The sequence below is a fragment of the Bradyrhizobium huanghuaihaiense genome, assembly GCF_007830635.1.
GTDB lineage: Bacteria > Pseudomonadota > Alphaproteobacteria > Rhizobiales > Xanthobacteraceae > Bradyrhizobium > Bradyrhizobium huanghuaihaiense.
On record NZ_VLLA01000002.1, the window covers coordinates 405,532 to 430,043 of the forward strand.

General features: G+C 65.1%; 25 protein-coding genes. 19 read left to right on the forward strand and 6 right to left on the reverse strand.

Going from position 1 to position 24,512, the window contains the following annotated elements; translation table 11 throughout:
• The first annotated feature begins 46 nt into the window (after nucleotides 1–46).
• A complete protein-coding gene (locus IQ16_RS05855; protein ID WP_018647851.1) occupies nucleotides 47–928 on the forward strand; it encodes an MBL fold metallo-hydrolase in 882 nt (293 codons plus the stop codon).
• On the opposite strand, the gene IQ16_RS05860 is transcribed toward IQ16_RS05855, so the two are convergent.
• The gene (locus tag IQ16_RS05860; RefSeq protein ID WP_026312789.1) at nucleotides 920–1,807 is read right to left on the reverse strand and encodes a LysR substrate-binding domain-containing protein; all 888 of its coding nucleotides are present in this window, start codon (nucleotides 1,805–1,807) and stop codon (nucleotides 920–922) included. The genes IQ16_RS05855 and IQ16_RS05860 overlap by 9 nt on opposite strands.
• Nucleotides 1,808–1,940: 133 nt before the next feature.
• On the opposite strand from IQ16_RS05860, the gene IQ16_RS05865 reads away from it, so the two are divergent.
• The 5 genes from IQ16_RS05865 to IQ16_RS05885 all read left to right on the forward strand — a co-directional run bounded on the left by IQ16_RS05865 (nucleotide 1,941) and on the right by IQ16_RS05885 (nucleotide 7,659).
• Entirely contained in the window at nucleotides 1,941–2,699 is a 759-nt protein-coding gene (locus IQ16_RS05865) for an SDR family NAD(P)-dependent oxidoreductase (RefSeq protein ID WP_018647849.1), read from the forward strand.
• A 22-nt stretch (nucleotides 2,700–2,721) separates the two neighbouring features.
• Nucleotides 2,722–3,567, forward strand: a complete 846-nt coding sequence (locus IQ16_RS05870; protein WP_018647848.1) for a transketolase — start codon at nucleotides 2,722–2,724, stop codon at nucleotides 3,565–3,567.
• On the forward strand, nucleotides 3,564–4,574 hold the full coding sequence (locus IQ16_RS05875; protein WP_018647847.1) for a transketolase family protein: 1,011 nt from the start codon (nucleotides 3,564–3,566) through the stop codon (nucleotides 4,572–4,574). Before IQ16_RS05870 ends, IQ16_RS05875 begins: the two co-directional genes overlap by 4 nt.
• Before the next feature lie 170 nt (nucleotides 4,575–4,744).
• Nucleotides 4,745–5,770: a TRAP transporter substrate-binding protein gene (locus IQ16_RS05880; protein WP_018647846.1), complete on the forward strand. Its 1,026-nt coding sequence runs from the start codon at nucleotides 4,745–4,747 to the stop codon at nucleotides 5,768–5,770.
• The gene (locus IQ16_RS05885) at nucleotides 5,767–7,659 is read left to right on the forward strand and encodes a TRAP transporter large permease (protein WP_018647845.1); all 1,893 of its coding nucleotides are present in this window, start codon (nucleotides 5,767–5,769) and stop codon (nucleotides 7,657–7,659) included. Before IQ16_RS05880 ends, IQ16_RS05885 begins: the two co-directional genes overlap by 4 nt.
• A gap of 7 nt (nucleotides 7,660–7,666) precedes the next feature.
• On the opposite strand, the gene IQ16_RS05890 is transcribed toward IQ16_RS05885, so the two are convergent.
• The 3 genes from IQ16_RS05890 to IQ16_RS05900 form a co-directional block, all read right to left on the reverse strand.
• Complete coding sequence (locus IQ16_RS05890) at nucleotides 7,667–8,245, reverse strand: amino acid synthesis family protein (RefSeq protein WP_018647844.1); 579 nt, start codon at nucleotides 8,243–8,245, stop codon at nucleotides 7,667–7,669.
• An 8-nt stretch (nucleotides 8,246–8,253) separates the two neighbouring features.
• Nucleotides 8,254–9,117 (reverse strand): fumarylacetoacetate hydrolase family protein, encoded by an 864-nt coding sequence (locus IQ16_RS05895; protein WP_018647843.1) that lies wholly within the window; start codon nucleotides 9,115–9,117, stop codon nucleotides 8,254–8,256.
• Nucleotides 9,118–9,211: 94 nt separating this feature from the next.
• Nucleotides 9,212–9,913, reverse strand: coding sequence for an FCD domain-containing protein (locus IQ16_RS05900; RefSeq protein ID WP_018647842.1), 702 nt, complete (start codon nucleotides 9,911–9,913; stop codon nucleotides 9,212–9,214).
• 109 nt (nucleotides 9,914–10,022) lie between these two features.
• Between IQ16_RS05900 and IQ16_RS05905 the strand changes: the two genes are divergently transcribed.
• The 3 genes from IQ16_RS05905 to IQ16_RS05915 all read left to right on the forward strand — a co-directional run bounded on the left by IQ16_RS05905 (nucleotide 10,023) and on the right by IQ16_RS05915 (nucleotide 12,986).
• Complete coding sequence (locus tag IQ16_RS05905) at nucleotides 10,023–11,015, forward strand: zinc-dependent alcohol dehydrogenase family protein (RefSeq protein ID WP_018647841.1); 993 nt, start codon at nucleotides 10,023–10,025, stop codon at nucleotides 11,013–11,015.
• Nucleotides 11,016–11,031: 16 nt separating this feature from the next.
• A complete protein-coding gene (locus IQ16_RS05910; RefSeq protein ID WP_020608134.1) occupies nucleotides 11,032–11,934 on the forward strand; it encodes a VOC family protein in 903 nt (300 codons plus the stop codon).
• Between the two features lie 74 nt (nucleotides 11,935–12,008).
• The gene (locus tag IQ16_RS05915) at nucleotides 12,009–12,986 is read left to right on the forward strand and encodes a tripartite tricarboxylate transporter substrate binding protein (protein ID WP_018647839.1); all 978 of its coding nucleotides are present in this window, start codon (nucleotides 12,009–12,011) and stop codon (nucleotides 12,984–12,986) included.
• Nucleotides 12,987–13,012: 26 nt separating this feature from the next.
• Here the strand turns inward: IQ16_RS05915 and IQ16_RS05920 are convergent, their stop codons facing one another.
• The gene (locus IQ16_RS05920) at nucleotides 13,013–14,092 is read right to left on the reverse strand and encodes a Cj0069 family protein (RefSeq protein ID WP_018647838.1); all 1,080 of its coding nucleotides are present in this window, start codon (nucleotides 14,090–14,092) and stop codon (nucleotides 13,013–13,015) included.
• Between the two features lie 406 nt (nucleotides 14,093–14,498).
• On the opposite strand from IQ16_RS05920, the gene IQ16_RS05925 reads away from it, so the two are divergent.
• On the forward strand, nucleotides 14,499–15,413 hold the full coding sequence (locus IQ16_RS05925; protein ID WP_020608133.1) for a DUF1259 domain-containing protein: 915 nt from the start codon (nucleotides 14,499–14,501) through the stop codon (nucleotides 15,411–15,413).
• Between the two features lie 36 nt (nucleotides 15,414–15,449).
• On the opposite strand, the gene IQ16_RS05930 is transcribed toward IQ16_RS05925, so the two are convergent.
• A complete protein-coding gene (locus IQ16_RS05930) occupies nucleotides 15,450–16,241 on the reverse strand; it encodes an IclR family transcriptional regulator (RefSeq protein WP_018647836.1) in 792 nt (263 codons plus the stop codon).
• Between the two features lie 166 nt (nucleotides 16,242–16,407).
• Here IQ16_RS05930 and IQ16_RS05935 point away from each other — a divergent pair, with 166 nt between their 5' ends.
• The 9 genes from IQ16_RS05935 (at nucleotide 16,408) to IQ16_RS05975 (ending at nucleotide 24,472) form a co-directional block, all read left to right on the forward strand.
• The gene (locus IQ16_RS05935; RefSeq protein ID WP_026312788.1) at nucleotides 16,408–17,568 is read left to right on the forward strand and encodes an aminotransferase class V-fold PLP-dependent enzyme; all 1,161 of its coding nucleotides are present in this window, start codon (nucleotides 16,408–16,410) and stop codon (nucleotides 17,566–17,568) included.
• A gap of 17 nt (nucleotides 17,569–17,585) precedes the next feature.
• Nucleotides 17,586–18,494 carry an amino acid ABC transporter substrate-binding protein gene (locus tag IQ16_RS05940; protein WP_018647834.1) on the forward strand — a complete coding sequence of 303 codons (909 nt, stop codon included), beginning with the start codon at nucleotides 17,586–17,588 and terminating at the stop codon, nucleotides 18,492–18,494.
• 40 nt (nucleotides 18,495–18,534) lie between these two features.
• Nucleotides 18,535–19,329: an amino acid ABC transporter permease gene (locus tag IQ16_RS05945; RefSeq protein WP_018647833.1), complete on the forward strand. Its 795-nt coding sequence runs from the start codon at nucleotides 18,535–18,537 to the stop codon at nucleotides 19,327–19,329.
• Nucleotides 19,326–20,015: an amino acid ABC transporter permease gene (locus tag IQ16_RS05950; RefSeq protein WP_018647832.1), complete on the forward strand. Its 690-nt coding sequence runs from the start codon at nucleotides 19,326–19,328 to the stop codon at nucleotides 20,013–20,015. Before IQ16_RS05945 ends, IQ16_RS05950 begins: the two co-directional genes overlap by 4 nt.
• Before the next feature lie 28 nt (nucleotides 20,016–20,043).
• A complete protein-coding gene (locus tag IQ16_RS05955) occupies nucleotides 20,044–20,814 on the forward strand; it encodes an amino acid ABC transporter ATP-binding protein (protein ID WP_018647831.1) in 771 nt (256 codons plus the stop codon).
• Nucleotides 20,815–20,828: 14 nt separating this feature from the next.
• A complete protein-coding gene (locus tag IQ16_RS05960; protein WP_244635538.1) occupies nucleotides 20,829–21,458 on the forward strand; it encodes a DUF2147 domain-containing protein in 630 nt (209 codons plus the stop codon).
• A gap of 187 nt (nucleotides 21,459–21,645) precedes the next feature.
• A complete protein-coding gene (locus IQ16_RS05965; protein ID WP_018647829.1) occupies nucleotides 21,646–22,476 on the forward strand; it encodes an oxidoreductase in 831 nt (276 codons plus the stop codon).
• Between the two features lie 9 nt (nucleotides 22,477–22,485).
• Complete coding sequence (locus IQ16_RS05970) at nucleotides 22,486–23,502, forward strand: AraC family transcriptional regulator (protein WP_026312785.1); 1,017 nt, start codon at nucleotides 22,486–22,488, stop codon at nucleotides 23,500–23,502.
• 121 nt (nucleotides 23,503–23,623) lie between these two features.
• Nucleotides 23,624–24,472: an SDR family NAD(P)-dependent oxidoreductase gene (locus IQ16_RS05975; RefSeq protein ID WP_018647827.1), complete on the forward strand. Its 849-nt coding sequence runs from the start codon at nucleotides 23,624–23,626 to the stop codon at nucleotides 24,470–24,472.
• Nucleotides 24,473–24,512 lie beyond the last annotated feature (40 nt).

Genomic DNA, 24,512 nt, shown 5'->3' on the forward strand with positions numbered 1-24,512 from the left:
CCAGCGATGGCAAGAACGCTCCCGTCACAACAGGCGAGGGTCATCCATGAAAATCCACCATCTCAACACCGGCACGATGTGCCCGGTCGGCCGCCGCCTGGTGAACGGCACCGGCAGCCTGTTCCAGCGCGCCCGCCTGGTCTGTCATTGCCTGCTTGTCGAGACCAATGACGGGCTCGCGCTGGTCGACACCGGCATCGGCCTCGGCGATATCGCAGCGCCCGGCCGGCTGGGGCGGCGATGGCTGCGGCAGACCGCGCCAAGGCTCGATCCGGCCGAGACGGCGGTGCAGCAGGTCAAGGCGCTCGGCTATTCACCCAAGGACGTACGCCACGTGCTGCTGACGCATCTCGACCGCGATCACGCCGGCGGCGTGCCCGATTTTCCGCATGCCGCGATCCACGTCCATCGCGCCGAACACGACATGGCGGTGCTGCGCAAGCCGGCGCCGCCGGAAGGACGCTACGTCACCGGGCAGTGGAGCCATGGACCGCGCTGGGCCTTCTATGGCGAGGAGGGCGAGGACTGGTTTGGCTTCAAGGGCGTGCGCGCGCTCGGCGACAAGGAAGCGGACGTGCTGATGATCCCGCTCGCCGGCCACACGCTCGGCCATTGCGGCATCGCGGTGCGCTCAGGCGAGAAATGGCTGCTGCATGCCGGCGACAGCTACTTCCACCACGGCCAGCTCGACGCCTCGCCGCGCGTGCCCCTGATGCTCGGCTACTTCCAGCGCCGCGGCGACATGGACCGCAGCATGCGGATCGCCAACCAGGAGCGGCTACGCGCGCTGAAGCTGAACCACGGCGACCGCGTGAGGATCGTCAACAGCCACGATCCCGCCGACTACGAGCACTGCCGCTGCGGGACGCACCAGGTGTTGAAACCAGAGTCAACCGTTCGTCGAGGCGACCGGACCGGATCAAGCTGAACCGCCCGCCGCAAGCTCACGCGTGATCCACTCGGCAAAAACGCGGATCGGCCGACGCTGCCGGCTTGCGCGTGGAAAAACGAGATGATGGCCGACATAACGGATGTCGACCGAGCGTCCGGCAAGGGGCGCAACCAACCGCTTCGTCGCGATCTCGCGTTCGGCAAGCCGCGTTGATTCCAGCGTCACGCCGAGGCCGCTCGAAGCCATCGCGATCGCCAGGAAGCTGCGATCGAAGCGCATGCCGTGAATGGCCGGCGCTTCGAGCCCGTTTGCGGTGAACCATTGGTGCCACTGCACCTGCTTCACGTCCGAGCGGATCAACACCTGATCGAGCAGGTCCTTCGGTTTGCGGATTTTTTTCGCGAGTTCGGGGGTGCAGAGCGGCGTCACGGTTTCTTCACCCAGCGAAACGACCTCGACGCCGTCTGCCCTCGGCTGGCCGTATACGATGTCGATGTCGAAGTCGTCGTTGCTGAACCGCGCATATTCGGTGTTGGCGGCAAGCCGTACCTCGAGCTTCGGCTCTGCGGCCATGAAGCGGGCGAGGCGCGGGGCAAGCCATTGGGCGGCAAAGCTCGGCGCGCAGTGCACCCTCAACAATTGCGGGCCGCGGCCCGCGACCTCTTCGATACCCCGGCGCAGATTGTCGAACGCGGCACCCGCATGACGCATCAGGTTCTCGCCCGCCGGTGTCAGCCGGACCGCCCGGGCGCTGCGCTCGAACAACGTGGTGCTCATCGCGCTTTCGAGCTTGCGAATGGCGTGGCTCACCGCGCTCGGGGTGAGATGAAGCTCGTTCGCCGCGTCCCGGAACGAGCCGGTACGTGCGGCCGCCTCGAAGGCGCGGATGGACGATATCGGAATACTGGACAGCAACATCGGACAAGTGAACCAAATTCACCCATGCAAGACAACAGCGCGTTTGTGGGAAAGCGGGCGGCGGCATTATTAACCGCGCCAAGAACAGCGGCGCCTTCGGGCCCGGCAACAGCCATTCAGGGAGGAGCGAATGCTGCTACGCGGCAAGACTGCAATCGTTACAGGAGCCGCCTCTCCGCGGGGTATTGGACTTGCAACCGCCCGCCGCTTTGCGGCCGAAGGGGCCCGGGTCGCGATTCTCGACATCGACGGCCCTGCGGCGGAAGCCGCCGCGCGCAGCCTTGAATCCGCAGGCGAGCCGCATCTCGGCCTCGCCTGCAATGTGGCCGACAAGCATGCCTGCATCAAGGCCGTCGAGGCGGTCATCGCAAAATTCGGCCAGATCGACATCCTCATCAACAACGCGGGCGTGACCCAGCCCGTGAAGCTCCTCGACATCAAGCCCGAGGATTGGGACCGCATCCAGGACGTCAACCTCAAGGGCATCCTGTTCCTGTCTCAGGCCGTGATCCCGCACATGCAGAAGCGCAAGAGCGGATCGATCGCGTGCATGTCGTCGGTCTCCGCCCAGCGCGGCGGCGGTATTTTCGGGGGACCGCACTATTCGGCGGCCAAGGCCGGCGTGCTCGGGCTTGCCAAGGCGATGGCGCGCGAGTTCGGCCCCGACGGCATCCGCGTCAACTGCGTGACGCCGGGCCTGATCGGCACCGACATCACCGCCGGCAAGCTCACCGACGAAATGCGGACGAAGATTTTGGAGGGAATTCCGCTCGGCCGGCTCGGCGAGGCTGCTGACGTCGCCGGCATCTACACTTTCCTCGCCTCCGACCTCTCGGCCTACGTGACCGGCGCGGTGATCGACGTGAACGGCGGCATGCTGATCCACTGAGCGGAGGAGGGGAGAAACCATCATGGCAACACCGACACTCGCAAACGCGCCGACGCTTGCCCAGCGCGCCCGCAGCATCCGCCGCAATGCCTTGCTGATGGGCGAAGTCCAGGGCCAGGGCTACATCGCGCAGGCGCTCGACATCGCCGATGTGCTGGCGGTGGCTTACTTTCACGCGATGCGTTTTCGCGCCGAAGATCCAGCCTGGGAAGGCCGCGATCGCTTCCTGCTGTCGAACGGACACTATGCCATTGCACTCTATGCGGCCCTGATCGAGGCCGGGATCGTTCCCGAGGCTGAACTACAGACCTACGGCTTCGACGAGAGTCGCCTGCCGATGTCGGGCATGGCGTCCTATACGCCGGGCATGGAGATGTCCGGCGGCTCGCTGGGCCTTGGCCTCGGTATCGCCGTCGGTATGGCGCTCGGGCTGAAGCGAAAGAAATCGGCGGCGCGCATCTTCACGCTGTTCTCGGACGGCGAGCTGGACGAGGGCTCCAAATGGGAAGCCATCATGTCGGCCGCCCATCACAAGCTCGACAATCTGATCGCAATCGTCGACGTCAACAATCAGCAGGCTGACGGTCCCTCGAAGCAGATGCTCGGCTTCGAGCCGCTCGTCGACAAGCTCGAGGCCTTCGGCTGGTTCGTGCAGCGCGTCGACGGCAACGATCTCGATGCGGTGGTAGGGGCTTTCGATGCAGCGATGTCGCATGCCGAGCCGAAACCCCGCATGATCGTTGCCGACACCTTGATGGGCAAGGGCGTTCCGTTCCTGGAGCAGCGTGAGAAGAATCATTTCATTCGCGTCGAGCCGCATGAATGGCAGCTCGCACTGTCTGCACTGAACGCGGGAGACCAGTCATGAAGTCCGCCGGATCGACACCGCCCGGAAAGCCGCGGCTGACCACGTCGGCCATGATCGCCTCGATCGCGGCGGAAGGTCAGCGCACCAAGCCAGCCCCCTTCGGCCATGCGCTCGTCGAGCTCGCGCGCAGCCGCGAGGACGTGGTCGGCATGACTGCCGATCTCGGCAAGTACACCGACCTGCACATCTTCGCGCATGCCTTTCCCGATCGCTACTACCAGATGGGCATGGCCGAACAGCTCCTGTTCGGCGCAGCCTCGGGTCTGGCGGCTGAAGGCTTCATGCCGTTCGCGACGACCTATGCGGTGTTTGCCTCGCGCCGGGCCTACGATTTCATTCACCAGACCATTGCGGAGGAAGACCGCAACGTGAAGATCGCCTGCGCGCTGCCGGGCCTGACCTCGGGCTACGGACCGAGCCACCAGGCCGCCGAGGACCTCGCGCTGTTTCGCGCAATGCCCAATATGACGGTGATCGACCCCTGCGATGCGCATGAGATCGAGCAGATTGTGCCGGCCATCGCCGCGCATCGCGGGCCGGTCTATATGCGGCTGTTGCGCGGCCAGGTGCCGCTGGTGCTCGACGAGTACAACTACCGTTTCGAGCTCGGCAAGGCCGCGCTTCTGCGCGACGGCGCCGACGTCCTGATCATCTCCTCGGGCATCATGACAATGCGTGCGCTGGAGGCGGCCCAGGCCCTGTCGGACGACCGCGTCAGCGTAGGCGTCCTGCACGCTCCGACGATCAAGCCGCTCGATACCGAGGCGATCCTGCGCGAAGCCGCTAAGCCCGGCCGCCTGGTCGTCGTCGCCGAGAACCACACCGTGATCGGCGGCCTCGGCGAAGCCGTCGCGGCGCTGCTGATGCGCTCGGGCGTCCATCCGGCCTTCCGGCAGATCGCGCTTCCGGACGAATTTCTTGCCGCCGGCGCGCTGCCGACGCTGCACGACCGCTACGGCATCTCGACCGCAGAAGTGAAGCGGCAGATCAAGGAGTGGCTGCGCTAGCCGCGCACGCAGCCAACCCTTCACGTCCGTTCAAGCCGACCTGCTTCGCGGCAACGCCGCGGAGAACGAGAGCTGCTGTCCAATGCTGGCGCATCGAGAGCCGGCCAGCAGCAACACCCGGTGGCGAAAGCCGCCGCTGCTGATCAATCCATGCTCAACGGGAGGAATCGATGCCAACGCGGAAACCAATCACCCTCAGCCGCCGCAAGCTGCTCATGGCCGGTGCGGCCGTGCCGCTATGTGCCATTCTCACCCGCCCGGCCTCGGCCGCGGAGTTCACCTACAAGCTCGCGACCGGCCAGGACCCGACGCATCCCGTCAACGTCCGTGCCAAGGAAGCTGTCGACCGCATTCGCGAGGCGACGAACGGCCGGCTGGAGATCAATCTGTTTCCGGCCAACCAGCTCGGCTCCGATACCGACCTGCTGACGCAGGTCCGCAACGGCGGCGTCGAGTTCTTCAACCTGTCGTCGCTGATCCTCGCGACGCTGGTCCCGGCGGCGGGCATCGTCAACCTTGGCTTTCTCTTCACCAGCTATGACGCGGTCTGGAAGGCGATGGATGGCGAACTCGGCGCCTATATCCGCGCACAGATCGCCAGGACACCGATCATGGCGGTGTCGAGCCCCTGGGACAACGGCTTCCGCCATGTCACCTCGTCTGGCCGTGAGATCAGGGCGCCTGAGGATCTGAAGAACTTCAAGCTGCGCGTGCCGGCCGCACCCAATCTGACGTCGCTGTTTCAGGCGCTCGGGGCGGGACCGGCACCGATCAATTTCAACGAGGTTTACTCCGCCCTGCAAACCAAGGTCGTTGACGGGCAGGAGAACCCGCTGCCGATCATCGCCACGGCCCGGCTCTATGAGGTGCAGAAGACCTGCTCCCTGACCGGGCATGTGTGGGACAATTACTGGATCCTCGGCAACAAGCGCGCCTTCGAGAAGCTGCCCAAGGACGTGCAGGAGATCGTGACGCGCGAGCTCGATCGTTCGGCCAAGGACGAGCGCGCCGACGTCGCCAAGCTCAGCGAATCGCTGCGCGCCGATCTGACCGCCAAGGGCATGCAGTTCATCGACGTCGACCGCGGCGCGTTCCGCCAGGCGCTGGCGAAGACCAGCTTCTATGCCGACTGGAAGACCAAGTTCGGCGATGAGGCCTGGGCGCAGCTCGAGAAAGCGGCGGGCAAGCTGTCATGACCGCGATCAACCATATGCCTGAGGTCGATCAGGGCGCCGCAGTCGCGGCGTCTCAATCCGGTGTGCGTCTGTGGGCCGCCAGGGCCAACAGGGCGCTTGGTCATGTGGTTGCGATCCCGGCGGCACTGCTGGTGCTGGCCGAGATCGTCGTGTTGTCGGCCGGCATCGTCGGCAGGTACGTTTTTCACGCTCCGATCATCTGGGCTGACGAGCTGGCCGGCATTCTGTTCCTGTGGCTCGCCATGCTGGGATCGGTGATCGCGTTCCAGCGCGGGGAGCACATGCGGATGACGGCCATCATCGGCATGCTTCGCCCCAATGCGCGCGCATTCCTGGACGTCGTCGCCGCCGCAGCATCGTTGGCGTTCCTCCTGCTGGTGATCCACCCGGCTTACGAGTTCGCGGCCGACGAGGTGTTCGTCACGACGCCCGCGCTCGAGATCGTCAACAGCTGGCGGGCAGCGGCGTTACCCGTCGGCATCGGCTTGATGCTGGTCGCGGCGGTGCTGCGACTGGTTCGGATCGCGGGCCTGAGGGATCTGCTCACCGCGGTTGCGCTCGTTGCCGGGATCATCGCGACGCTGGTGCTGGTGGCGCCGGTGCTGAAACCGCTCGGTAATTTCAACCTGTTGATTTTCTTCGTCGTCATCGTCGGCGCCATGGTGTTGGCGGCGGTGCCGATCGCCTTTGCCTTTGGTCTTGCTACCGTTGGCTATCTGGCCCTGACGACGAGCGCGCCCGATGTCGTCATCATCGGACGTATGGACGAAGGCATGAGCCATCTGATCCTGCTGGCCGTGCCTCTGTTCGTGTTCCTCGGCCTGCTGATCGAAATGACTGGCATGGCTCGAGCCATGGTGGGCTTTCTCGCCAGCCTGCTCGGACACGTACGCGGCGGCCTGCACTATGTGCTGGTCGGCGCGATGTACCTGGTGTCGGGAATCTCGGGCTCCAAGGCGGCCGATATGGCCGCAGTGGCGCCCGTGCTGTTTCCGGAGATGACCAAGCGCGGCGCCAAGCCCGGCGATCTCGTCGCGCTGCTAGCGGCGACCGGCGCTCAGACCGAGACCATACCGCCCTCGCTCGTGCTGATCACGATCGGCTCGGTGACGGGCGTATCGATCGCGGCGCTGTTTACCGGCGGTCTGCTGCCCGGCATCGTGCTGGCGATCGGGCTCTGCTCCGTGGTCTGGTGGCGATATCGCGGCGAAGACCTCTCGCATGTGAAGCGCGCGACGGGGCGCGAGATCGGCCGCGCCTTCGTCATCGCGATTCCGGCGATGGCTCTGCCCTTCGTCATCCGCGCCGCGGTGGTCGAAGGGGTTGCGACGGCGACCGAGGTGTCGACCATCGGCATCGTCTACTCGGTCCTCACGGGGCTCCTGATCTACCGGCAATTCTCCTGGCGCCGGCTGTATCCGATGTTGGTGGAGACCGCGTCACTATCCGGCGCGATCCTGCTCATCATCGGTGCTGCGACCGGGATGGCGTGGGCTCTCACGCAATCGGGTTTCTCGGCCTCACTCGCGAAGTTCATGACCGCGCTGCCGGGCGGAACACCGGTCTTCCTCGGCGTAACCATCGTGGCCTTCGTCATTCTAGGCAGCGTGCTCGAAGGCATCCCGGCCATCGTTCTGTTCGGGCCGTTGCTGTTTCCGATCGCACGCCAGGTCGGCGTGCACGAAGTACACTACGCAATGGTCGTCGTGCTCGCGATGGGCATAGGCCTGTTCGCCCCGCCGTTCGGCGTCGGCTACTACGCGGCCTGCGCCATCAGCCGCATCAATCCCGACGAGGGTATCAAGCCGATCGTCGGCTATATCGCGGCCTTGCTGATCGGCACGCTCGTGGTTGCCGCGATACCCTGGATTTCGACCGGCTTCCTCTGAGGTCGCGTCACCGCTGGCCGTCGTGCACCGAGATCTCCGACGCCTTGAGGCCGCCGATGCGCGCGTGGGGACGGCCGCCGGTCGCCATCACGAGGCCGAAGGCGATCTCGTCACGGCGTGGCGAATCCCACAGCGTCATCTCCGCGGTGCCGAAATGACTGCGGACATAGGCCGCGTGGATGTGGCCGAGCGGCACCATCAGGCGCGTGCCGGGTCCGCCGATGGTCTTCGCCGCCGGAACGATCGCTTTGGGCTGTCCCAGCACCTCGCGCATGCCGTGGCCGCCGGCCTCGTGCCAGACGGCGCCATGCTCGAGCTCGCCGTCCTCGCCGACGATGATGCCCTTGCCATAGGCCTCGATGCGCCCGGCGCCGCCGAGCTGCGCGATCAGCCCGGTTGCGAGCTCGCGCCCGAGCTCACGCAAGGAGGCCTGGAACGGCATCAGGTCAGGTTCATAGCGACCTGCGAAGGGATTGCGGACGACTGCGGTGGCCGTCCCGACCAGCAGCGGCTTCTCCAGCCGCGGGCCGCGCTCGTGCCAGACGGTCTCGACGCTGAGCGCGGTCTTGCGAATGTCGTGGGACATGCGCGGTCTTACGCCTCGTCCACGACGGGATTCCTGAGAACGCCGATGTTCTCGATCTCGACCTCGACCACGTCGCCGGGCTTGAGGAAGATCGGCGGCTTGCGGGTGAAGCCGACGCCGGCCGGCGTGCCGGTGGCGATGACGTCGCCGGGCACGAGGTCGAAGATGGTCGAGCAATATTCGATCAGCCGCGGGATCGAGAAGATCAGCATCGAGGTGTCGGAGGACTGCACGGTCGCGCCGTTGACGCGGGTCTCCAGCTTCAGCTTGGTGGGATCGCCGATCTCGTCGGGCGTGACCAGCCACGGTCCGAACGGACCGGTGCCGACGAAGTTCTTGCCGGAGGCGATCTGCTGCGCGTGGCGCTGCCAGTCGCGCACGCTGACGTCGTTGTAGATCGAGTAGCCGGCGACGTGATTCCAGGCATCGGCCTGGCTGATGTGACGACCGCCCTTGCCGATGACGACGGCGAGCTCGCCCTCCCAGTCGAAATTGTCGGAGACCTTCGGCCGGATCACCGGTGCGTTGTGCGCGACCTGCGAGCGCCAGACCCGCAGGAAGATCGGCGGAAACTCCGTGATCTCGCGCTTCATGCCGAACGCCACCGCTTCGTTGTGGTGGTCGAGATAGTTGCGCACGGCGCAGACGATCTTCTCGGGCCGCGGGATCACCGGCAGATATTTGACGTCGCTCAGCGCCAGCGTGGGCTCGTGCCCGGCAACGATGGCCGCGCGGCGCGCATAGTCGTCGCTGCCGAGGAAGTCGGCGAGGGTCGGGTACTGGGGCAGGGCGCGGCCGAGATCCACCACGCCGTTTTCGACAACGGCGCCCCAGCTTTCGCGGTTTCCATCCAAGAACGACAGCAGCTTCATGGTTTCGCCCCAAGGGTTTCGATTTTCGATGAGGTGTATTATTTTCGAAAATCAGCCCGGGCGCAAGGCCGCCGTGTGCGAAAATGCGGTTGCACTATTCGGTGTCGAGCAGATGGCCCGCGTAGGTCGCGACGTTATCGGAGGTCGAGCGGATATGCGCCTCGATCAGCTGCACGGCCAGATCGGCATTACGCGAGATCGCGGCCTGCATGATGGCCTGGTGCTCGCCGGCCTTGTCGCGCGGACGCGGGCGGAAATTGGCGGAGAGGTGCCGGTAGCGCTCGGCGCGGTCGAACAGCTCGGCGCGAATGGCGAGCAGCGTCGCCGAGCCGCAGGCGGAGACCAGCGCCTGATGGAACTGGCGATGGGCGATCTTCCATTCGGGATCGCGCAAGGGATGCTCGGGATCGCGCTGCTCGATCCGCTTCAGGCGGTGCAGCGTCGAGATCACGGCGATTTCCCAGTCATCGTCGCCGCGCTCGATCGAGCGGCGGATCAATTCCACCTCGATCAGCACCCTTGCATCGGTGACCTCCACCAGATCCTGGCGGCTGACCGGCGCCACGCGAAATCCGCGCTGCTCCTGGGCGTCGACCAGCCCTTCCGCGGCGAGCGCCGTCAGCGCCTCGCGCAGGGTCGTAAAGCTCGCGCCGAAGCGTTCGCGCAGCACGTCGAAGCGCAGCGGCTCGCCCGGCGCAAGGCCGCAGGCAATGATCTCCTCGCGCAGCCGATGGGTGATGTCGGCGGCAATGGTCTTGCCGAATTCCTTGCGGGGGCGGATGGCGCTGTCGGGCATGGGCCTGCCAATGAATCGATGGCTCAAGATGCCGCGGCAACGACCATCTTGCAATAATTTTCGTAAACGGTATGATTTTCGAAAATATGGTTCTGGGGAGCGTGAAGACATGAGGGCAGTGCTGGTGCGTCAGCCGGGTGGGCCGGATGCACTTGAGGTGGTCGAGCTTCCGGTGCCCGTGCCGGGCGCAGGCCAGGTGCAGATCCGGGCCGAGGCGTTCGGGGTCGGACAGCCCGACGCGCTGATCCGGCGCGGCGTCTACAAATGGATGCCGCCGCTGCCGGCCAATCCCGGCAGCGATGTCGCCGGCCGCATTTCCGCGCTGGGGCCTGATGTCGAGGGCTTTGCCGTCGGCCAGAAGGTGCTGCTGAGCGCGCGCGATCTGTCCCAGCGCGGCGGCTGCTACGCCGACTATGTGGTCGCACCCGCAGATGCCGTTCACGCGCTGCCCGATCATGTCGATCTGCAAGCCGCCGTGTGCCTGTCGAACTACCAGGTGGCCTACGCGCTGCTGCACGAGTGCCGCCATCCGCGCGCACCTAGCAGCGCGCTGGTGCTCGGCGCGGCCGGCGGCGTCGGCACCGCGCTGGTGCAACTGGCAAAGCTCGCGGGGATGAACGTGATCGGCACGGTCTCGACCGAGGAGAAAGCCGCGTTCGCGAAGGCGAACGGCGCCGATCACATCATCTTCTACCGCAGCGAGGATGTCGTGGCACGGACGCGCGAGCTGACCAGGGGCGAGGGCGTCGGCCTCGTGCTCGATCACGTCTGCGGGCCGGAATTCACCGCCTATCTCGGCGCGCTCGGCAAATGGGGCACGCTGCTGTCCTACAACGCCTTCGCCGGATTGCCGGAAGAGAATTTGATGGCGGCGATGCGCAACCATCTCGACATCTGTCCCGCCGTGCGCTGCTTCTCCTTCCACATCTATGACCATGATCGCGACGGCCGCCGCGCCCTGATGCGCAGCGTGATCGAGGCGCTCAGCCGCAATGCGATCAAGCCGGCGATCTCGGCAGTGCTGAAGCTCGACGAGGTCAGGAAGGCGCATACGCTGCTGGAGCAGGGCTCCGCGCTCGGCAAGATCATCATGACGCCATGAGAGGGTGGACCGCACGATGACACAAGCACCCATTGCACGCTTCACCCGGCTGCGGCACGCGACCTTCACCTCGCCTGATCCGGAGCGGCTGCTCGACTATTATCGCGGCGTGATCGGTCTCGGCCTCGTCGCCCGCGACGGTGGCCGCCTGTTCCTCGCTAGTGATTCCGAGCAGCTCTCGCTCGTGATCGAGCGAGGGGACGCCGCGCTGAAGAGCATCGCCTTCGAGATATCTCCTGATGTCCAGCTGGAGGCGCTGGGCGCCGCGCTGAAGCAGGCGGACTTACGGCCCGAGCTCCACAGCGATTCCCTGCCTGGCGTCTCCAAACTGCTGTCCTTCAGCGATCCCGAAGGCACGCGCTTCGAGCTGATCCAGGGCTGGACGCCGACGCCCGCGCAGGAGCGGATCGGCGCCCTCGCGGTCGCCAAGCTCGGCCATGTCGCGCTGCGCACGCCCGATCCGCAAGCCGCTTCGGAGTTTTATGCTGATGTGATGGGCCTGCGGGTCTCCGACTGGATCGAAGACCGCTTCGTCTTCATGCGCAGCGGCTTCGAGCACCACACGCTCAACTTCGCTCGCGCGCCCGAACGCAGTCTTCATCACTTCGCCTTCGAGCTGCGGGGGCCCGAGCACATGCACCGGGCCTGCGATCATCTCGCGCGGCACAAGCTGCCCGTGCTGTGGGGACCGGTGCGCCACGGCCCCGGCCACAACACGGCGATCTACCACCGCAATCCCGACGGCCATCTGGTCGAGCTGTTTTGCGATCTCGACCGCATGACCGACGAGGCGCTCGGCTATTTCGAGCCGCGGCCGTGGCATCGCGATCGTCCGCAGCGGCCAAAAATCTGGGTCGGCCTGCCGCGCGACGTCTGGGGCATGGCGCCTTCGCCTGAATGCACGGAGTTCGCGCGCTAGCGGATTTGAGTTCGAACGGAAGATCGCCGCGCGCGCTGCGGCCAAAGACATAACAATCAAGGGGAGAAGCATCCATGCGAGGGATGAAGCGGCTTGCTGCGGCCATTTTTCTGCTGGGCGGTTGTCTTGCAACCACTCTTGCGGCGGCGGACACCTATCCGTCGCGCCCGATCCGCCTGCTGCACGGATTTGCCGCAGGCGGTGCCGCGGACACGCTGTCGCGCATCATCGCCGACGGGCTCGCGAAGAAGCTCGGGCAGCCGATCATCGTCGAGGCCAAGCCCGGCGCCGGCGGCAACATCGCGGCGGATGCGATCGCAAAGGCTGCGCCCGACGGCTACACGCTCGGGCTCGTCACCGGGGCGCATGCGATTTCCGCGGCGACCTACAAGAGCCTCGCCTACCAGCCAGCCGAGAGTTTCGAGATGATCTCGACGCTGGTCTATTACGCGCTCGTCATCGCTGTGCGCAACGATCACCCCGCAAAATCGCTCGGCGATCTCATCACGATCGCGAAGGAGAAGCCGGGCGCGCTCAGCTTCGGATCGGTCGGCTTCGGCAGCACGCATCACCTCGCCGGAGAGCTGCTGAACGCGGCGGCCGGCGTCGAGATCGTGCACGTGCCGTATCGCGGCGATGCGCAGTCCGTCACGGCGCTGCTCGGCGGCGAGGTTCCGGTCATCGTCGGCACCCCCGTCCTGCTCGCCCCGCAAATCCAGAGCGGCGCGATCCGCGGCCTCGCGGTGACGTCGCCGGCGCGCACCGCGTTGTTGCCCGATGTCCCCACGGTTCAGGAGGCCGGCATCAAGGGCTACGACGTGCGCACCTGGGCAGGGCTTCTGGCTCCGAAGGGCACGCCGCCCGCGATCATGGCCGCCCTCAATGCCGCGACGCTCGAGGTGCTTAGGGATCCCGATATCAAGCAGCGCCTGGAGACGGCCGTCGGCGGCGAGGTCCGCGGCAGCTCGCCGGCGGAGATGAAGGCGCTGATCGAAACCGAGATCGTCAAATGGACCGGCGTGGTGGAGCGGGCGAAGCTCCCGAAGATCTGAGGTGAGGGCGCTCGCCCGCTGCTTTGCTATGCGCCCGAATGCACGCCTGCAGTCCGGAGCATGCGTTGCCTCACCGTCCGCGCGATCGCGGCCGGTGCCTCCTCGGGGATCGCAAAGCACGAGCTCGCATTGATCTCGCACAGCACGTAGGTGTCGGCGCCGGCCGCATCTTTCGGCCCGTACAGGAAGTCCGCGTCCCAGATGACCGGCAATGACGGCTCATCGATGCCGAGCGTCGCCATCATCTGCGGCGTCCATTCGTCCTCCATTGCTCGCCGCAGCGCCTGGAATTGCGGCGCGTCAGGGCCGTGCATGATCCGCGGGCCCGGCTGCGCTTCAGGCGAGTCCGGTCCCTCCGGCGGCGGTGGGATCAAGGCCTTGATCTTCTGATGGCCGAAGCCCGCGACCCTGGCGGCGCTCATGTAGCAGCGGATCATGCCGTCGGGCAGGCGTGGCTGAAACGCCTGGTCGATGATGCAGCCGCCCCAGCCGAAATACGGCTCGCATCGTGCGAGGAGCGCGTCGAGCGGCATGTCCTCAGGGATACTGCCGCGCTGCGCATGGAGCACGCGCACCATGCCGTCCGTGTCGGGCAGTGCCTCCACCTTCCAGACGCCCTGGCCGCCATTGCCGCGGTTCTGCTTCAGCACGCGCGGGCCGTCGGTCCGAAGACGCGCCGGAAACTGGCTGCGGAAGCTTGCCGCGCTGTCGTAGCGATGCGTGTCGGCACCCCAGCCGAGATGACGCGTCCGGTACAGCACCTCCTTGACGCCCATCGTCAGGATGACGTCCGGATGCGCGCTCACCCATGGCCCTTGCGCCGCGACATCGCGGAGCAGGGCGTCGAGCCCGGCGCGCGTCTTGCCCTGGTGGATCGGATCGACCCAGACCAGCACGCCGTCGGCTGCGAGCAATTGATCGCGGACGGCGCCCGCGACGCTTTCGTCGTAGATCACCGGCGCGGCTTCGATGCCGACGGCGGCGAGCGCTTCGAAGACGCGGACGAAGCGACTGTTCTGCACTGTAGCCTCGCGGCGCACGGCAGCGTCGCCGCGTGAGAGGATGGCTACGGTCTGGCGGGGGGAGGAGTGACGTTCGGTGTCCATGCGCAAGCTCCACGAATTTGCGTGCTGCGCAGAGCTTGGACCGGGGTCTCAAGGGGAGTCTGCATTGTCCCCGTGGAGCCAGCTTACGTGAGATGGACTTCAGATTTCAAGAGTGGTTGGCAGTTCCAAACGGGCGCAAAATTCTTTGTGAGGACGCTCGGGGGGAGGGGTGAGTTGACAGCTCGGCCACCCGGTCCTCTACTCGGCCCGTCGGGGATGTGCGATCTCCCCGTGAGGCGACATGCCCAAGAATCGCGTCCTGATTTCACCAAGGACGCAGCATGTCATTCGACACCCGATATCATCCTACAGATCATTTTCGGCTTATTGGCCCGGCGCGGCGCGCCGGCCTCGTCGATGCGTAACCTTGCGAAACGGACTTCACCTGGGGCGGGGACACAGGAGAATGACCATGCGCACACGGACAATCCTTCAGGCTTTCCTCATTCCGGCGCTGATGGCCATCGGCGCCTGCTTCATCGCGACCGCCCGCGCGCAGGACGTCGACTGGCAGAAGGTCGATGAAACGCTTGGCCGCAAGCCGGCCGTCACCGGCGACGTGCATCGCTACGGCTTTCCGCGCACCGACCTCACGGTGACGCTCGATGGCGTGACCATCAAGCCGGCGTTGGCGCTCGGCGGCTGGGTCGCGTTCAAGCCGGCCCATGGCGGTGTCATGGCGATGGGCGATCTGGTGCTGCTCGAGTCCGAGATCAACCCGGTCATGCTGAAGATGATCGCGAGCGGGCTGGAGATCACGGCCGTGCACAATCATCTGCTCGGCGCGAGCCCCGCGACGTTCTACATGCATGTGGCCGGACACGGCGATCCCGTGAGGATCGCAACCGCCCTCAAGGAGGCGCTCGCCGAAAGCAAGACGCCGCTCTCGGTGCCGGCTCCCACGGCCCCGCCGCCGGCCGTCGATCTCGACACCGCGCAGCTCGACCAGATCATCGGGGTCAAGGGACAGGCCAATGGCGGCGTCTACCAGTTCAACGTGCCGCGCCGCGATCCGGTCACGGAGCAGGGAATGCAGCTGAGCCCGGTCGGACCGATGGGCGTTGCGAGCGCCATCAACTTCCAGCCGACCGGCGCGGGCAAGGCGGCCATCACCGGCGACTTCGTGTTGACCGGCGACGAGGTGAACCCGGTCATCAAGGCGTTGCGGTCGCACGGCATCGCCGTGACGGCGCTGCACAGCCACATGTTGGACGAACAGCCGCGCCTGTTCTTCATGCATTTCTGGGCCAACGACGACGCCGTCAAGCTCGCCAATGGCTTGCGGGCCGCGCTCGACAAGACGGCGAGCACGAAGAGCTGATCGAGAACGAAGCCGGACTGGACCGGGCGTTACCGATCAGGATGCGTCGCTTGCGCTGTCCTCGTCATCCCCGAGGATCGTCTCCGAGAGCAGCGCCGCGGCCTTCTGAAGCGGCGCTATGAACCGATCCAACTCGGTGAAGCTCACGCGTGCCACGGGAACGGAAACGCCCAGGCACGCGATCAGCTCGCGATCCGGAGACAGGATCGGAACGGCGCAGCCGACCACGCCTCGCACATATTCTTCATTGGTTTTGGCCCAGCCGCGCTTGCGCGTCTCGTCGAGCACCTTCATCAGGCTCTCGACATCGATGATGGTCGTCTCGGTGTATTTGGTGAGTGCGAGTGCGCGGCACAGCTTCTCGCGTGCCCGCTCCGGCAGGCGGCTCATGTAGATCTTGCCGGTCGACGTGCAGTGGAGCGGTGCTGCTTCTCCGGGATTGAACTGGAGTCCCTGCGGTTGCGATACGCGGACGCTGTCGACGTAGGCAACGACATTGTCCCGCACCACGCCGATCTCGCATTGCTCGCCGATTTCAGCCGCAACGGCCCGGAGCACCGCATGCCGGCGCGCGGTCCGGAAAGCTGCGCCGATCACCTTGGCCGACAGCGTGACCAGTTGATTGCCGACCACGTAGCGCTTCGTTCCCACGGCTTTCTGAAGCAGCCCGCGCTGCTCAAGATTTCCGATGAGCCGGTGCGCGGTCGGCAGCGGCAAGGACAGCGCGCCGGCGATCTCCGCGACCGAGGCTGCTCTGGTCTGGCTGGCAACATAGCCAATGACCGCGAAGGCGCGGTCCAGTGGCCCGTCGGTACTTGGCTCCTGCATTTGCCGTTCTCCATTCATATAAATTATCATTTTTCGGAATAAAAACTACTGAATAATGAAAATTATTGTAGTCCTTCCCGCGCCTTTGCCCATATCGTTGGCGTTGCGATGTGGTGAACAGGATTTGTGCAGTGCGAGCCGTCGCGGACGTGCTCAGGAGATCGGGATGTCAGGCCATTACGACGTGGATGCTGTGCGGAAGGAGTTTCCGGCTGCCGAGCGGATCACTTATCTCGACTCCGGCTTCCAGACGCCGCTAGCGCGTCCCGTCAAAGCAGCGATCGACCGTTTCCTCAGCGAAGGCCTCGAGACTGCCGGCCCCAAGAGCGTCTGGCTCGATCGCGTCGAGCAGACCCGCGAGAAGCTGGCGCGGTTTCTCGGCGCATCGGCCGACGAGATCGCCTTCACCAAGAACACCTCGGAGAGCATGAACATCGCCGCGAACGCGCTGCCGCTGCGCGCCGGCGACAAGGTGCTGATGATCCACGGCGACCACCCAAACAACGCCTACGCATTCCTCAATCTGCAGCGCAAGGGCGTCACGGTCGCGTTCGTGCCGATGACGGAGGTCGTCGACGCCGACGGCCTTCGTCCCTACATCGATGCGAGCACGCGGGCGATCTCGATGTCGCAGGTGACCTTCCATGCCGGTCACCGTTTCGACGTCGAAAGCATCGGCGCGCTCTGCGCGGAGAAGGGGCTCTACTTCGTCGTCGACGTGATGCAGGCGATCGGCGTCGTGCCGATCGACGCCAGGGCGATGCGCGCGACCTTCATCGGTTCGGGTAGCCACAAGGGACTGCTCGTGCCGCAAGGGCTGGGCCTGCTCTATTGGGACAAGTCGAGGACCGAGCTCGAGCCCGGTTATCTTGCGGCCGCGAGCCTTGCGGACGTCCCGGCCGATCTCATCGCCCGGCCCGACAGACTCGCGCCTGCCCCGAGCGCGCGCCGATTCGAACTCGGCAATTTCAATCTTCCTGCGATCCATGCGCTCGGTGCCTCGCTCGACATGATCGAAGCGCTGGGCGTTGAGAACATCCAGAACCACTGCTTCGATCTCGGCGATCATCTCATCGCCCGGCTCGACGCGCTCAACGTTCGCCTCGTCGGCCCGCGCGCGCGGCAGCATCGCGCGCCGCACATCTACGTCATCGCGCTGCCCGCCGCCGAATGGCTCGGCCATTTCGAGGAGAACGGGGTGCGCGTGTCGCCGGAGCGCGACGGCATTCGCGTCTCGTTCGGGATGTTCAACACGATTGCCGACGTCGACCGCCTGATCGAGATCATCCAGCGGCGCGGCGTGAAGCCATCATCGAGGGCCGCATAGGCCGCTCATCAGGGGAGATGTACATGACGAAGTCTGCGCGTGTCTTGAGCATTCTGTCCGGCCTCGCGGTGCTCGGCGCCATCAGTGGACCCTCGGCTGCGGCCGACAGTCCCACACTCGCCAGGATCAAATCGAACGGCGCCATCACCATCGGCCACCGCGAGGCCTCGATACCGTTCTCCTATCTCGGTCCCGACCAGAAGCCGATCGGCTTCTCGCTCGATCTCTGCGCGGCCATCGTCGAGCGCATCAAGGCGGAGACCGGCCTGCCCAGTCTCAAGGTCAATTACGTTCCGGTGAACTCGTCCAACCGCATCCCGCTGATCCAGAGCGGCACCGTCGACATCGAGTGCGGCGGCACGGCGAACGACAGGAAGCGGCAGGAGCAGGTCTCGTTTTCCGTCGCCACCTTCGTCAGCCAGCCGCGCTGGCTGGTCAAGGCGGACAGCGGCCTGAAGACGGCGGGCGATCTCAAGGGCAAGACCGTCGTCGTCACCCAGGGCTCCAATGCCGTCGGCTTCGCGCAAGGCGTGAATGCGAAGGAGCAGCTCGGCTTCAACATCGTGCAGGCCAAGGACCACGCCGAATCCTTCCTGATGCTGAACACCGGCCGCGCGGCAGCTTTCATGGAAGACGACATCCTGCTCGCGGGCCTCAAGGCCGCGGCTCCCAAGCCGGATGCGCTGATATTTCTCCCCGAGGGCTACGCCAAGATCTATTATGGCCTGATGTTCACGAAGGGCGATGCCGGCTTCAAGGCGCTCGTCGACGACGTTCTGTCGAAGCAGATGGCGTCCGGCCAGTTCGAGAAGACCTACGCAAAATGGTTCACGAGGCCGATTCCGCCCAAGAATGAGAACCTGGCGTTCCCGCTGACGGTCGAGCTTACGGAACGGATCGCGCATCCCAGCGACGCGGTCGATTAATCGCGGAGAGTGTCCCGCAAACCGAGCCCCGAGGTTCGCCATGTTTGCAGTGCTTCTTGAACAGACGGCGGATGGCCAGCGCTATATCGACTGGCTCGTGTCGGGCCTCGGCTGGACCCTGGCGCTGGCGTTCTTCGGCTGGTGGATTGCTTTTGCGGTCGGGGTCATCGTCGGTATCGGCCGCACCGTGCAGAACCGCGCCGTCGCGGCGCTTGCGCGCCTCTATGTGGAGATCTTCCGCAACATCCCCGTGCTGGTGCAGATGTTTCTCTGGTACTTCGTCCTGCCGGAGATCCTTCCCGTCGCGCTCGGAAACGCCATCAAGCAGATTCCGCCGCCCTGGGGATCATTCTTTCCGGCGCTGGTGTGCCTCGGTCTCTACACCGCCGCCCGGATCGCCGAACAGGTGCGTGCCGGGATCGAGGCCCTGCCGAAAGGGCAGGTCGAGGCGGCAAGCGCGCTCGGGCTCAGCGGCTATCTGACCTATCGCCACGTCATCGTTCCGCAGGCCCTGCGCCTGATCATCCCGAGCCTGACCAGCGAGGTCATGGGCATCTACAAGAACACCTCGGTCGCGCTCACCATCGGACTGATGGAGCTGACGGCGCAGGCCCGCCAGATCAGCGAAGCGACGTTCCAGACCTTCACCGCCTTTGGCGCCGCGACGCTTGTCTACCTCGCGCTGGCGCTCATCGCCTATCAGGGGATGGCGCTGATCGACAGGGCCGTCCGCATTCCGGGCACGGGGCGCGGGGAGGACGCAGTCAAGCCGGCCACGCCGCGCGCCACCGAGCAGATCGGCGACTTGCCCGATGCAATGGAGGTTGTGAAATGAACAGCCTCGATTTCTCCATTGTCCTTCAGGCGTGGCCTTACCTCTGGTCGGGCCTGCTGTTTTCGCTGGCACTCACCGCTGTTGCCTTCGTGGTCGGCCTGGTCCTCGGCACCTGCTTGGCGCTGGTGCAGCACTTCGAAGTGCCCGTGCTCGGCAAGCTCGTGCGTGGCTATGTCGCCCTGATGCGCTCGATCCCGCTGATCCTGGTTCTGTTCTGGTTCTTCTTCCTGGTGCCGATCGTGCTTGGCCATCTCAGCGGAAACGGGCGGCCGGTCCCGATCGGCGCCACCTGGACGGCGTTCATCACCTTCGGCCTGTTCGAGGCCGCCTACTATTCGGAAATCATCCGCGTCGGATTGCGGGCGGTGAACAAGGGACAGTTCGAGGCGTGCCAGGCGCTCGCACTGTCCACCTTCGACACCTATCGCTCCGTGATCCTGCCGCAGGTGCTCCGCGTCGCGAGCCCGATCATCCTGAGCCAGACCATCATCCTGTTCCAGGACACCTCGCTGGTCTATGTCCTGTCGCTCACCGATCTGCTCGGCGCCGCCTCGAAGCTCGCGCAGCTCAACGGCCGTCTCGTCGAGATGTATCTGGTCATCGCGGTGGTCTACCTCGCAATCAGCTCGGCGGCGTCGCAATGCGTGGCGTCGCTCCGCAAGCGGTATGCGATCGCGGGCCGCTAGCGCATCATCCTGTTCTTGGGAGAGAAAAATGCTTCAACACACAGCCGGGAACGAGGCCGGACGGTCGACGCCCATCGTCACCGTGGAAAATCTGGTGAAGCGGTTCGGCCATTTCACGGCGCTGAATGACGTCAATCTCAGCGTCGCGGCCGGCGAGAAGATCGTGCTGTGCGGTCCGTCGGGCTCCGGCAAGTCGACGCTGATCCGCTGCATCAACCACATCGAGAAGCACGATGGCGGCCGGATCGTCGTCGATGGCGTCGAGCTGACGGGTCGGATGGACGACATCAACGGCGTCCGTCGCGAGGTCGGCATGGTGTTCCAGAGCTTCAACCTGTTTCCGCACCTCTCGGTCGTCGAGAATTGCATGCTCGCGCCGATGAAGGTGCGGGCCTTGTCGCGCGCCGAGGCACATGAGCGTGCGATCGGTCTGTTGCGCAAGGTGCGCATCCACGACCAGGCAAACAAATATCCGGGGCAGCTCTCCGGCGGCCAGCAGCAGCGCGTCGCCATCGCGCGTGCGCTGTGCATGCAGCCGAAGATCATGCTGTTCGACGAGCCGACCTCCGCGCTCGACCCGGAGATGGTCAAGGAAGTGCTCGATACCATGGCGGAGCTCGCGCGGGACGGCATGACCATGGTCTGCGTCACGCACGAGATGGGCTTTGCCCGCGAGATCGCTGATAGGGTGGTGTTCATGGATCGCGGCGCGATCGTCGAGGAGGCCGATCCCGAGACCTTCTTCCGCGCGCCGAGGACTGAACGCGCGAGGGATTTCCTCGGCCAGATCATCCACTAGCGATCCGTCTCGGTTTGCGGCGCGTCGCGGGGCTCCGCGGCATTGATTGGCACATCTCGCAATCCCGTTGGCGCCTTGTGCCGCTGCCAACGCTGTTCCTGAAATCTAGAGACGTCTGCGAGACCAGTGAGCGGCCTGATCGCTCCTCCCAACCGCAGACCAAGGAACAGACCATGCAATCATTCCATTTTTCCCGTCGATCCGCCATTTTCCTGTTGATGGCGACCCTGAACATCGGACTGATGCCGATGGCGCACGGCGAGGCACCGGTCCCCGACGCGATCGTCGGAACATGGGAGGCGGACGACGGCACCGTGAAGCTCGACATGTTCAAGGCCGGCGCAGAATTCCAGGCGCGCATGCTTTATGGCAACGAGATCGTCGAGGCGGACAATGTGACCTTCAAGAAGGACGCCAAGAATCCTGACCCCGCGCTGCGTTCGCGGTCGCTCAAGAACATCGTCTTCATCACGGGCTTGCACTGGGAAAATGGCGAGTGGAGCGGCGGTTCGATCTATGACGCCTCGTCGGGGCGCACCTACAACTGCAAGGCCTCCGTCAAGGACGGCAAGATGCATCTGCGCGGCTATCTCGGCCTGCCGGCGATGGGACAAACCCGCGCATTCCACCGCGTTCGCGGGTAGGGGCCTTCCGCCACCCCCAACTGTTCTGCCGCAAGCGCGGTCGCCCGGACCGCGCTTTTTTCCTGCGAGCACAGCAGTTTGGCCGGTCGCCAGGATTGGCGCGTTGTGCAAGTCTAGTGGCGCGCTTGGTCAGTCAATTCGTGCCGGGGAGGCGGCAGGATAAGGATCGGAACCAAGAGAGGTTGACATGTTCGACAGATCGAAAAGAACCGCGCTCGTCACCGGAGCCTCCTCCGGCATGGGCAAGGAAATCGCAAGGCGTCTGATCAAGGACGGCTTTCAGGTCTTCGTCGCCGCGCGCCACGTCGACAAGATGGATGATCTCGTCAGGCTCGGGGCAAGGTCCCTGCGCATGGACATATCGAGCGAGGCCGACATCCAGGCGGCGGTCGATGCCATCCTGCGCGAAGTGGACGGCGTCGATGTGCTCGTCAACAACGCCGGCTTCGGCCTCTACGGTCCCGTCGAGGACGTCGGCATCGACGAAGCGCGTTACCAGTTCGAGGTAAACCTGTTCGGCGCCGCCCGCCTGACGCAACTCCTGCTGCCGAAAATGCGCGAGAAGCGGGCAGGCACCATCGTCAACATCACCTCGATGGGCGGCAAGATCTACACGCTCCTCGGCGCCTGGTACCACGCGACCAAGCATGCGCTGGAAGGCTGGTCCGACTGCCTTCGGCTCGAGCTCGCTCCCTTCGGCATCAAGGTCGTCGTCGTCGAGCCCGGCCTGATCGAGACCGGATTTGGCGATGTGGTCGCCAATGGTCTGCTCAAGCGATCGGGTGAAGGTCCCTACGCCAAACTCACGCAGGCCGTCGCGAAATCGACCCGTGAGGCCTATGGACAGGGACGCGGCACCAATCCGAGCGTCATCGCCGACATCGTGTCCCGGGCTGTGAGGGAGCCGAAGCCGCGCACGCGCTACGTTGCGGGCAAATATGCCCTGCCGATGATCAAGATTCGCGAGTGGTTCGGCGACCGCATGTTCGACCGCGTTATCATGAGCCAGATGCGCTAGGGATCGGTCATGAGCGGAACAGCGGCAGACAGGTGCAAGGTCCCCCGAGCCTTTTGGCAGGCCGTCGAACATATCGGCGTGCCGCCGGCCGTGCTGTTGCGGCAGGCGAAATTGCCGGCAACCTTGCACCTGAACGATCAAGGGCAGGTCACCACAGTGCAATATTTTGCGCTCTGGAGAGCGCTTGAGGAGCTGAAGCCGGTGCCCGGGCTCGGCTTGATGCTGGTCCAGAGCGTCGAGACGGCGGTGCATCCGCCGCCGAGCCTTGCTGCGTTCTATGCGCGGGATTATCGGGACGGACTGCACCGCATCGCGCGCTTCAAGCGGCTGTGCTCACCCGAGCAGCTGCACGTCGATGAAGGCAAGGACGAGTGCGTGGTCACGACGGAGTGGCAGTACGCAACCGATCCGGAGCCGGCGATTACGACCGACGTGACCTTCGCCACGCTGGTCGAGCTGGGGCGTCGCGGGACGGGACAGCACCTGACGCCGAAGCGGGTGGAGCTGGTTCGTCCTCGCCCCAAGAGCGATGTCCACCACACTTATTTCGAATGCCAAATCCGCTATGGCGCGGCACGAAACCTGCTGGTCCTGAAATCCGCTGACCTCGATCGTCCGTTTCCCGGCCACAACAAGGAGCTGCTCGAAATCCTGACGCCGGCACTGGCGTCGGCCCTGGGCGAGCTGGAAGCGCGCAGCTCCGTCAGGGAGCAGGTGAAGGTCGTTCTCAAGCGCAGCCTTGCGAGCGGGCGACCGGAATTGTCCGACGTCGCGCGCGATCTCGGCCTGAGCGAGCGGACCCTGCAGCGCCGCATCACCGAGGAAGGCGCGAGCTTCCGCGAGCTGCTCGTCGAGGCGCGTCAGGAGCTCGGGCGGCAGCTTCTGTCGGATCCAACGGCTGACATCGACGAGGTCGCATGCCTCCTGGGCTACCAGGACGCGAGCTCCTTCTACCGCGCTTTCCGATATTGGGAAGGCGTGACGCCGAGCCGCTGGCGCGAGCTGCACGGCAACAAGATTCACTGACGGCTGCTGCGTCCTTTTTGGCGCCTGCGGCAACTTCGTTGGCGCGCCTCGTCACTGCCGATCCTGGCCGGCGAGGATAGGCTTGCCGCGTAAGTCCAATTCAATCCATCGAGGATATCGCATGTCTGGCAAAGTCTGGTTCATCACCGGAGCATCCCGCGGCTTTGGCCGCGTCTGGGCAGAGGCTGCCCTCAAGCGCGGCGACAAGGTGGCTGCCACCGCCCGCATTCTGGCTGACGTGGCTGATCTTTCGGAAGTCTACGGCGACGCCGTGCTGCCGATCGCCCTGGACGTGACCAATGCCCGCGCGGTGCAGAATGCCGTGACCCGGGCTCACGCGCATTTCGGACGGCTGGACGTCGTGCTCAACAACGCGGGCTACGCGCTGGTCGGGGCGATCGAGGAAGCACACGAGGCCGATGTCCGCGCCGAGTTCGACACCAATTTCTTCGGCGCTCTCCGCGTCATCCAGGCCGCGCTTCCCCTGCTGCGACGACAGGGCAGTGGTCACATCATCGGTGTGTCCAGCGTTGCGGGCATCGTCGCCGGGCCCATCACCGGGTTCTACAACGCCTCGAAATTCGCCATCGAAGCTCTTCATGAAAGCCTGGCGCAGGAGGTCAAGGGTTTTGGGCTGAAAGTCACGCTGCTCGAGCCCGGCGCCTATGCGACGGGCTTTGCCAGCATGGCCTCGCTCAGGATCTCGCCCGTCATCAACGCCTACAGCAATACGCGGGCGGAGGTGTTTGCCGCCGGTGCCAAGCTCGAGTTTGGCGAGCCGGAGGCGACGGCCGATGCGATCCTGAAGATCGTCGACGCCGAGAATCCTCCGCTCCGATTCTTTGTCGGCACTGAGGGATTGCCGCGCGCCCGGGCCGCCTATGCCGATCGCCTCGCGACATGGGAAGCGTGGGAGGCTGACTCCAACGCCGCTCAGGGCGAGGCCCGGCAACACAACATCGCATCGTAGCTGCACCAGCTTTCTTCGGGACAGACCCGTCTGCTCCTCG

Excerpts from the sequence above, each read along its gene's own strand:
- IQ16_RS05855 (WP_018647851.1), top strand. The coding sequence starts at position 47 with ATGAAAATCCACCATCTCAACACCGGCACGATGTGCCCGGTCGGCCGC.
- IQ16_RS05865 (WP_018647849.1), top strand. The coding sequence starts at position 1,941 with ATGCTGCTACGCGGCAAGACTGCAATCGTTACAGGAGCCGCCTCTCCG.
- IQ16_RS05870 (WP_018647848.1), top strand. The coding sequence starts at position 2,722 with ATGGCAACACCGACACTCGCAAACGCGCCGACGCTTGCCCAGCGCGCC.
- IQ16_RS05875 (WP_018647847.1), top strand. The coding sequence starts at position 3,564 with ATGAAGTCCGCCGGATCGACACCGCCCGGAAAGCCGCGGCTGACCACG.
- IQ16_RS05880 (WP_018647846.1), top strand. The coding sequence starts at position 4,745 with ATGCCAACGCGGAAACCAATCACCCTCAGCCGCCGCAAGCTGCTCATG.
- IQ16_RS05885 (WP_018647845.1), top strand. The coding sequence starts at position 5,767 with ATGACCGCGATCAACCATATGCCTGAGGTCGATCAGGGCGCCGCAGTC.
- IQ16_RS05890 (WP_018647844.1), bottom strand. The coding sequence starts at position 8,245 with ATGTCCCACGACATTCGCAAGACCGCGCTCAGCGTCGAGACCGTCTGG.
- IQ16_RS05895 (WP_018647843.1), bottom strand. The coding sequence starts at position 9,117 with ATGAAGCTGCTGTCGTTCTTGGATGGAAACCGCGAAAGCTGGGGCGCC.
- IQ16_RS05900 (WP_018647842.1), bottom strand. The coding sequence starts at position 9,913 with ATGCCCGACAGCGCCATCCGCCCCCGCAAGGAATTCGGCAAGACCATT.
- IQ16_RS05905 (WP_018647841.1), top strand. The coding sequence starts at position 10,023 with ATGAGGGCAGTGCTGGTGCGTCAGCCGGGTGGGCCGGATGCACTTGAG.
- IQ16_RS05910 (WP_020608134.1), top strand. The coding sequence starts at position 11,032 with ATGACACAAGCACCCATTGCACGCTTCACCCGGCTGCGGCACGCGACC.
- IQ16_RS05915 (WP_018647839.1), top strand. The coding sequence starts at position 12,009 with ATGCGAGGGATGAAGCGGCTTGCTGCGGCCATTTTTCTGCTGGGCGGT.
- IQ16_RS05920 (WP_018647838.1), bottom strand. The coding sequence starts at position 14,092 with ATGGACACCGAACGTCACTCCTCCCCCCGCCAGACCGTAGCCATCCTC.
- IQ16_RS05925 (WP_020608133.1), top strand. The coding sequence starts at position 14,499 with ATGACCATGCGCACACGGACAATCCTTCAGGCTTTCCTCATTCCGGCG.
- IQ16_RS05930 (WP_018647836.1), bottom strand. The coding sequence starts at position 16,241 with ATGCAGGAGCCAAGTACCGACGGGCCACTGGACCGCGCCTTCGCGGTC.
- IQ16_RS05935 (WP_026312788.1), top strand. The coding sequence starts at position 16,408 with ATGTCAGGCCATTACGACGTGGATGCTGTGCGGAAGGAGTTTCCGGCT.
- IQ16_RS05940 (WP_018647834.1), top strand. The coding sequence starts at position 17,586 with ATGTACATGACGAAGTCTGCGCGTGTCTTGAGCATTCTGTCCGGCCTC.
- IQ16_RS05945 (WP_018647833.1), top strand. The coding sequence starts at position 18,535 with ATGTTTGCAGTGCTTCTTGAACAGACGGCGGATGGCCAGCGCTATATC.
- IQ16_RS05950 (WP_018647832.1), top strand. The coding sequence starts at position 19,326 with ATGAACAGCCTCGATTTCTCCATTGTCCTTCAGGCGTGGCCTTACCTC.
- IQ16_RS05955 (WP_018647831.1), top strand. The coding sequence starts at position 20,044 with ATGCTTCAACACACAGCCGGGAACGAGGCCGGACGGTCGACGCCCATC.
- IQ16_RS05965 (WP_018647829.1), top strand. The coding sequence starts at position 21,646 with ATGTTCGACAGATCGAAAAGAACCGCGCTCGTCACCGGAGCCTCCTCC.
- IQ16_RS05970 (WP_026312785.1), top strand. The coding sequence starts at position 22,486 with ATGAGCGGAACAGCGGCAGACAGGTGCAAGGTCCCCCGAGCCTTTTGG.
- IQ16_RS05975 (WP_018647827.1), top strand. The coding sequence starts at position 23,624 with ATGTCTGGCAAAGTCTGGTTCATCACCGGAGCATCCCGCGGCTTTGGC.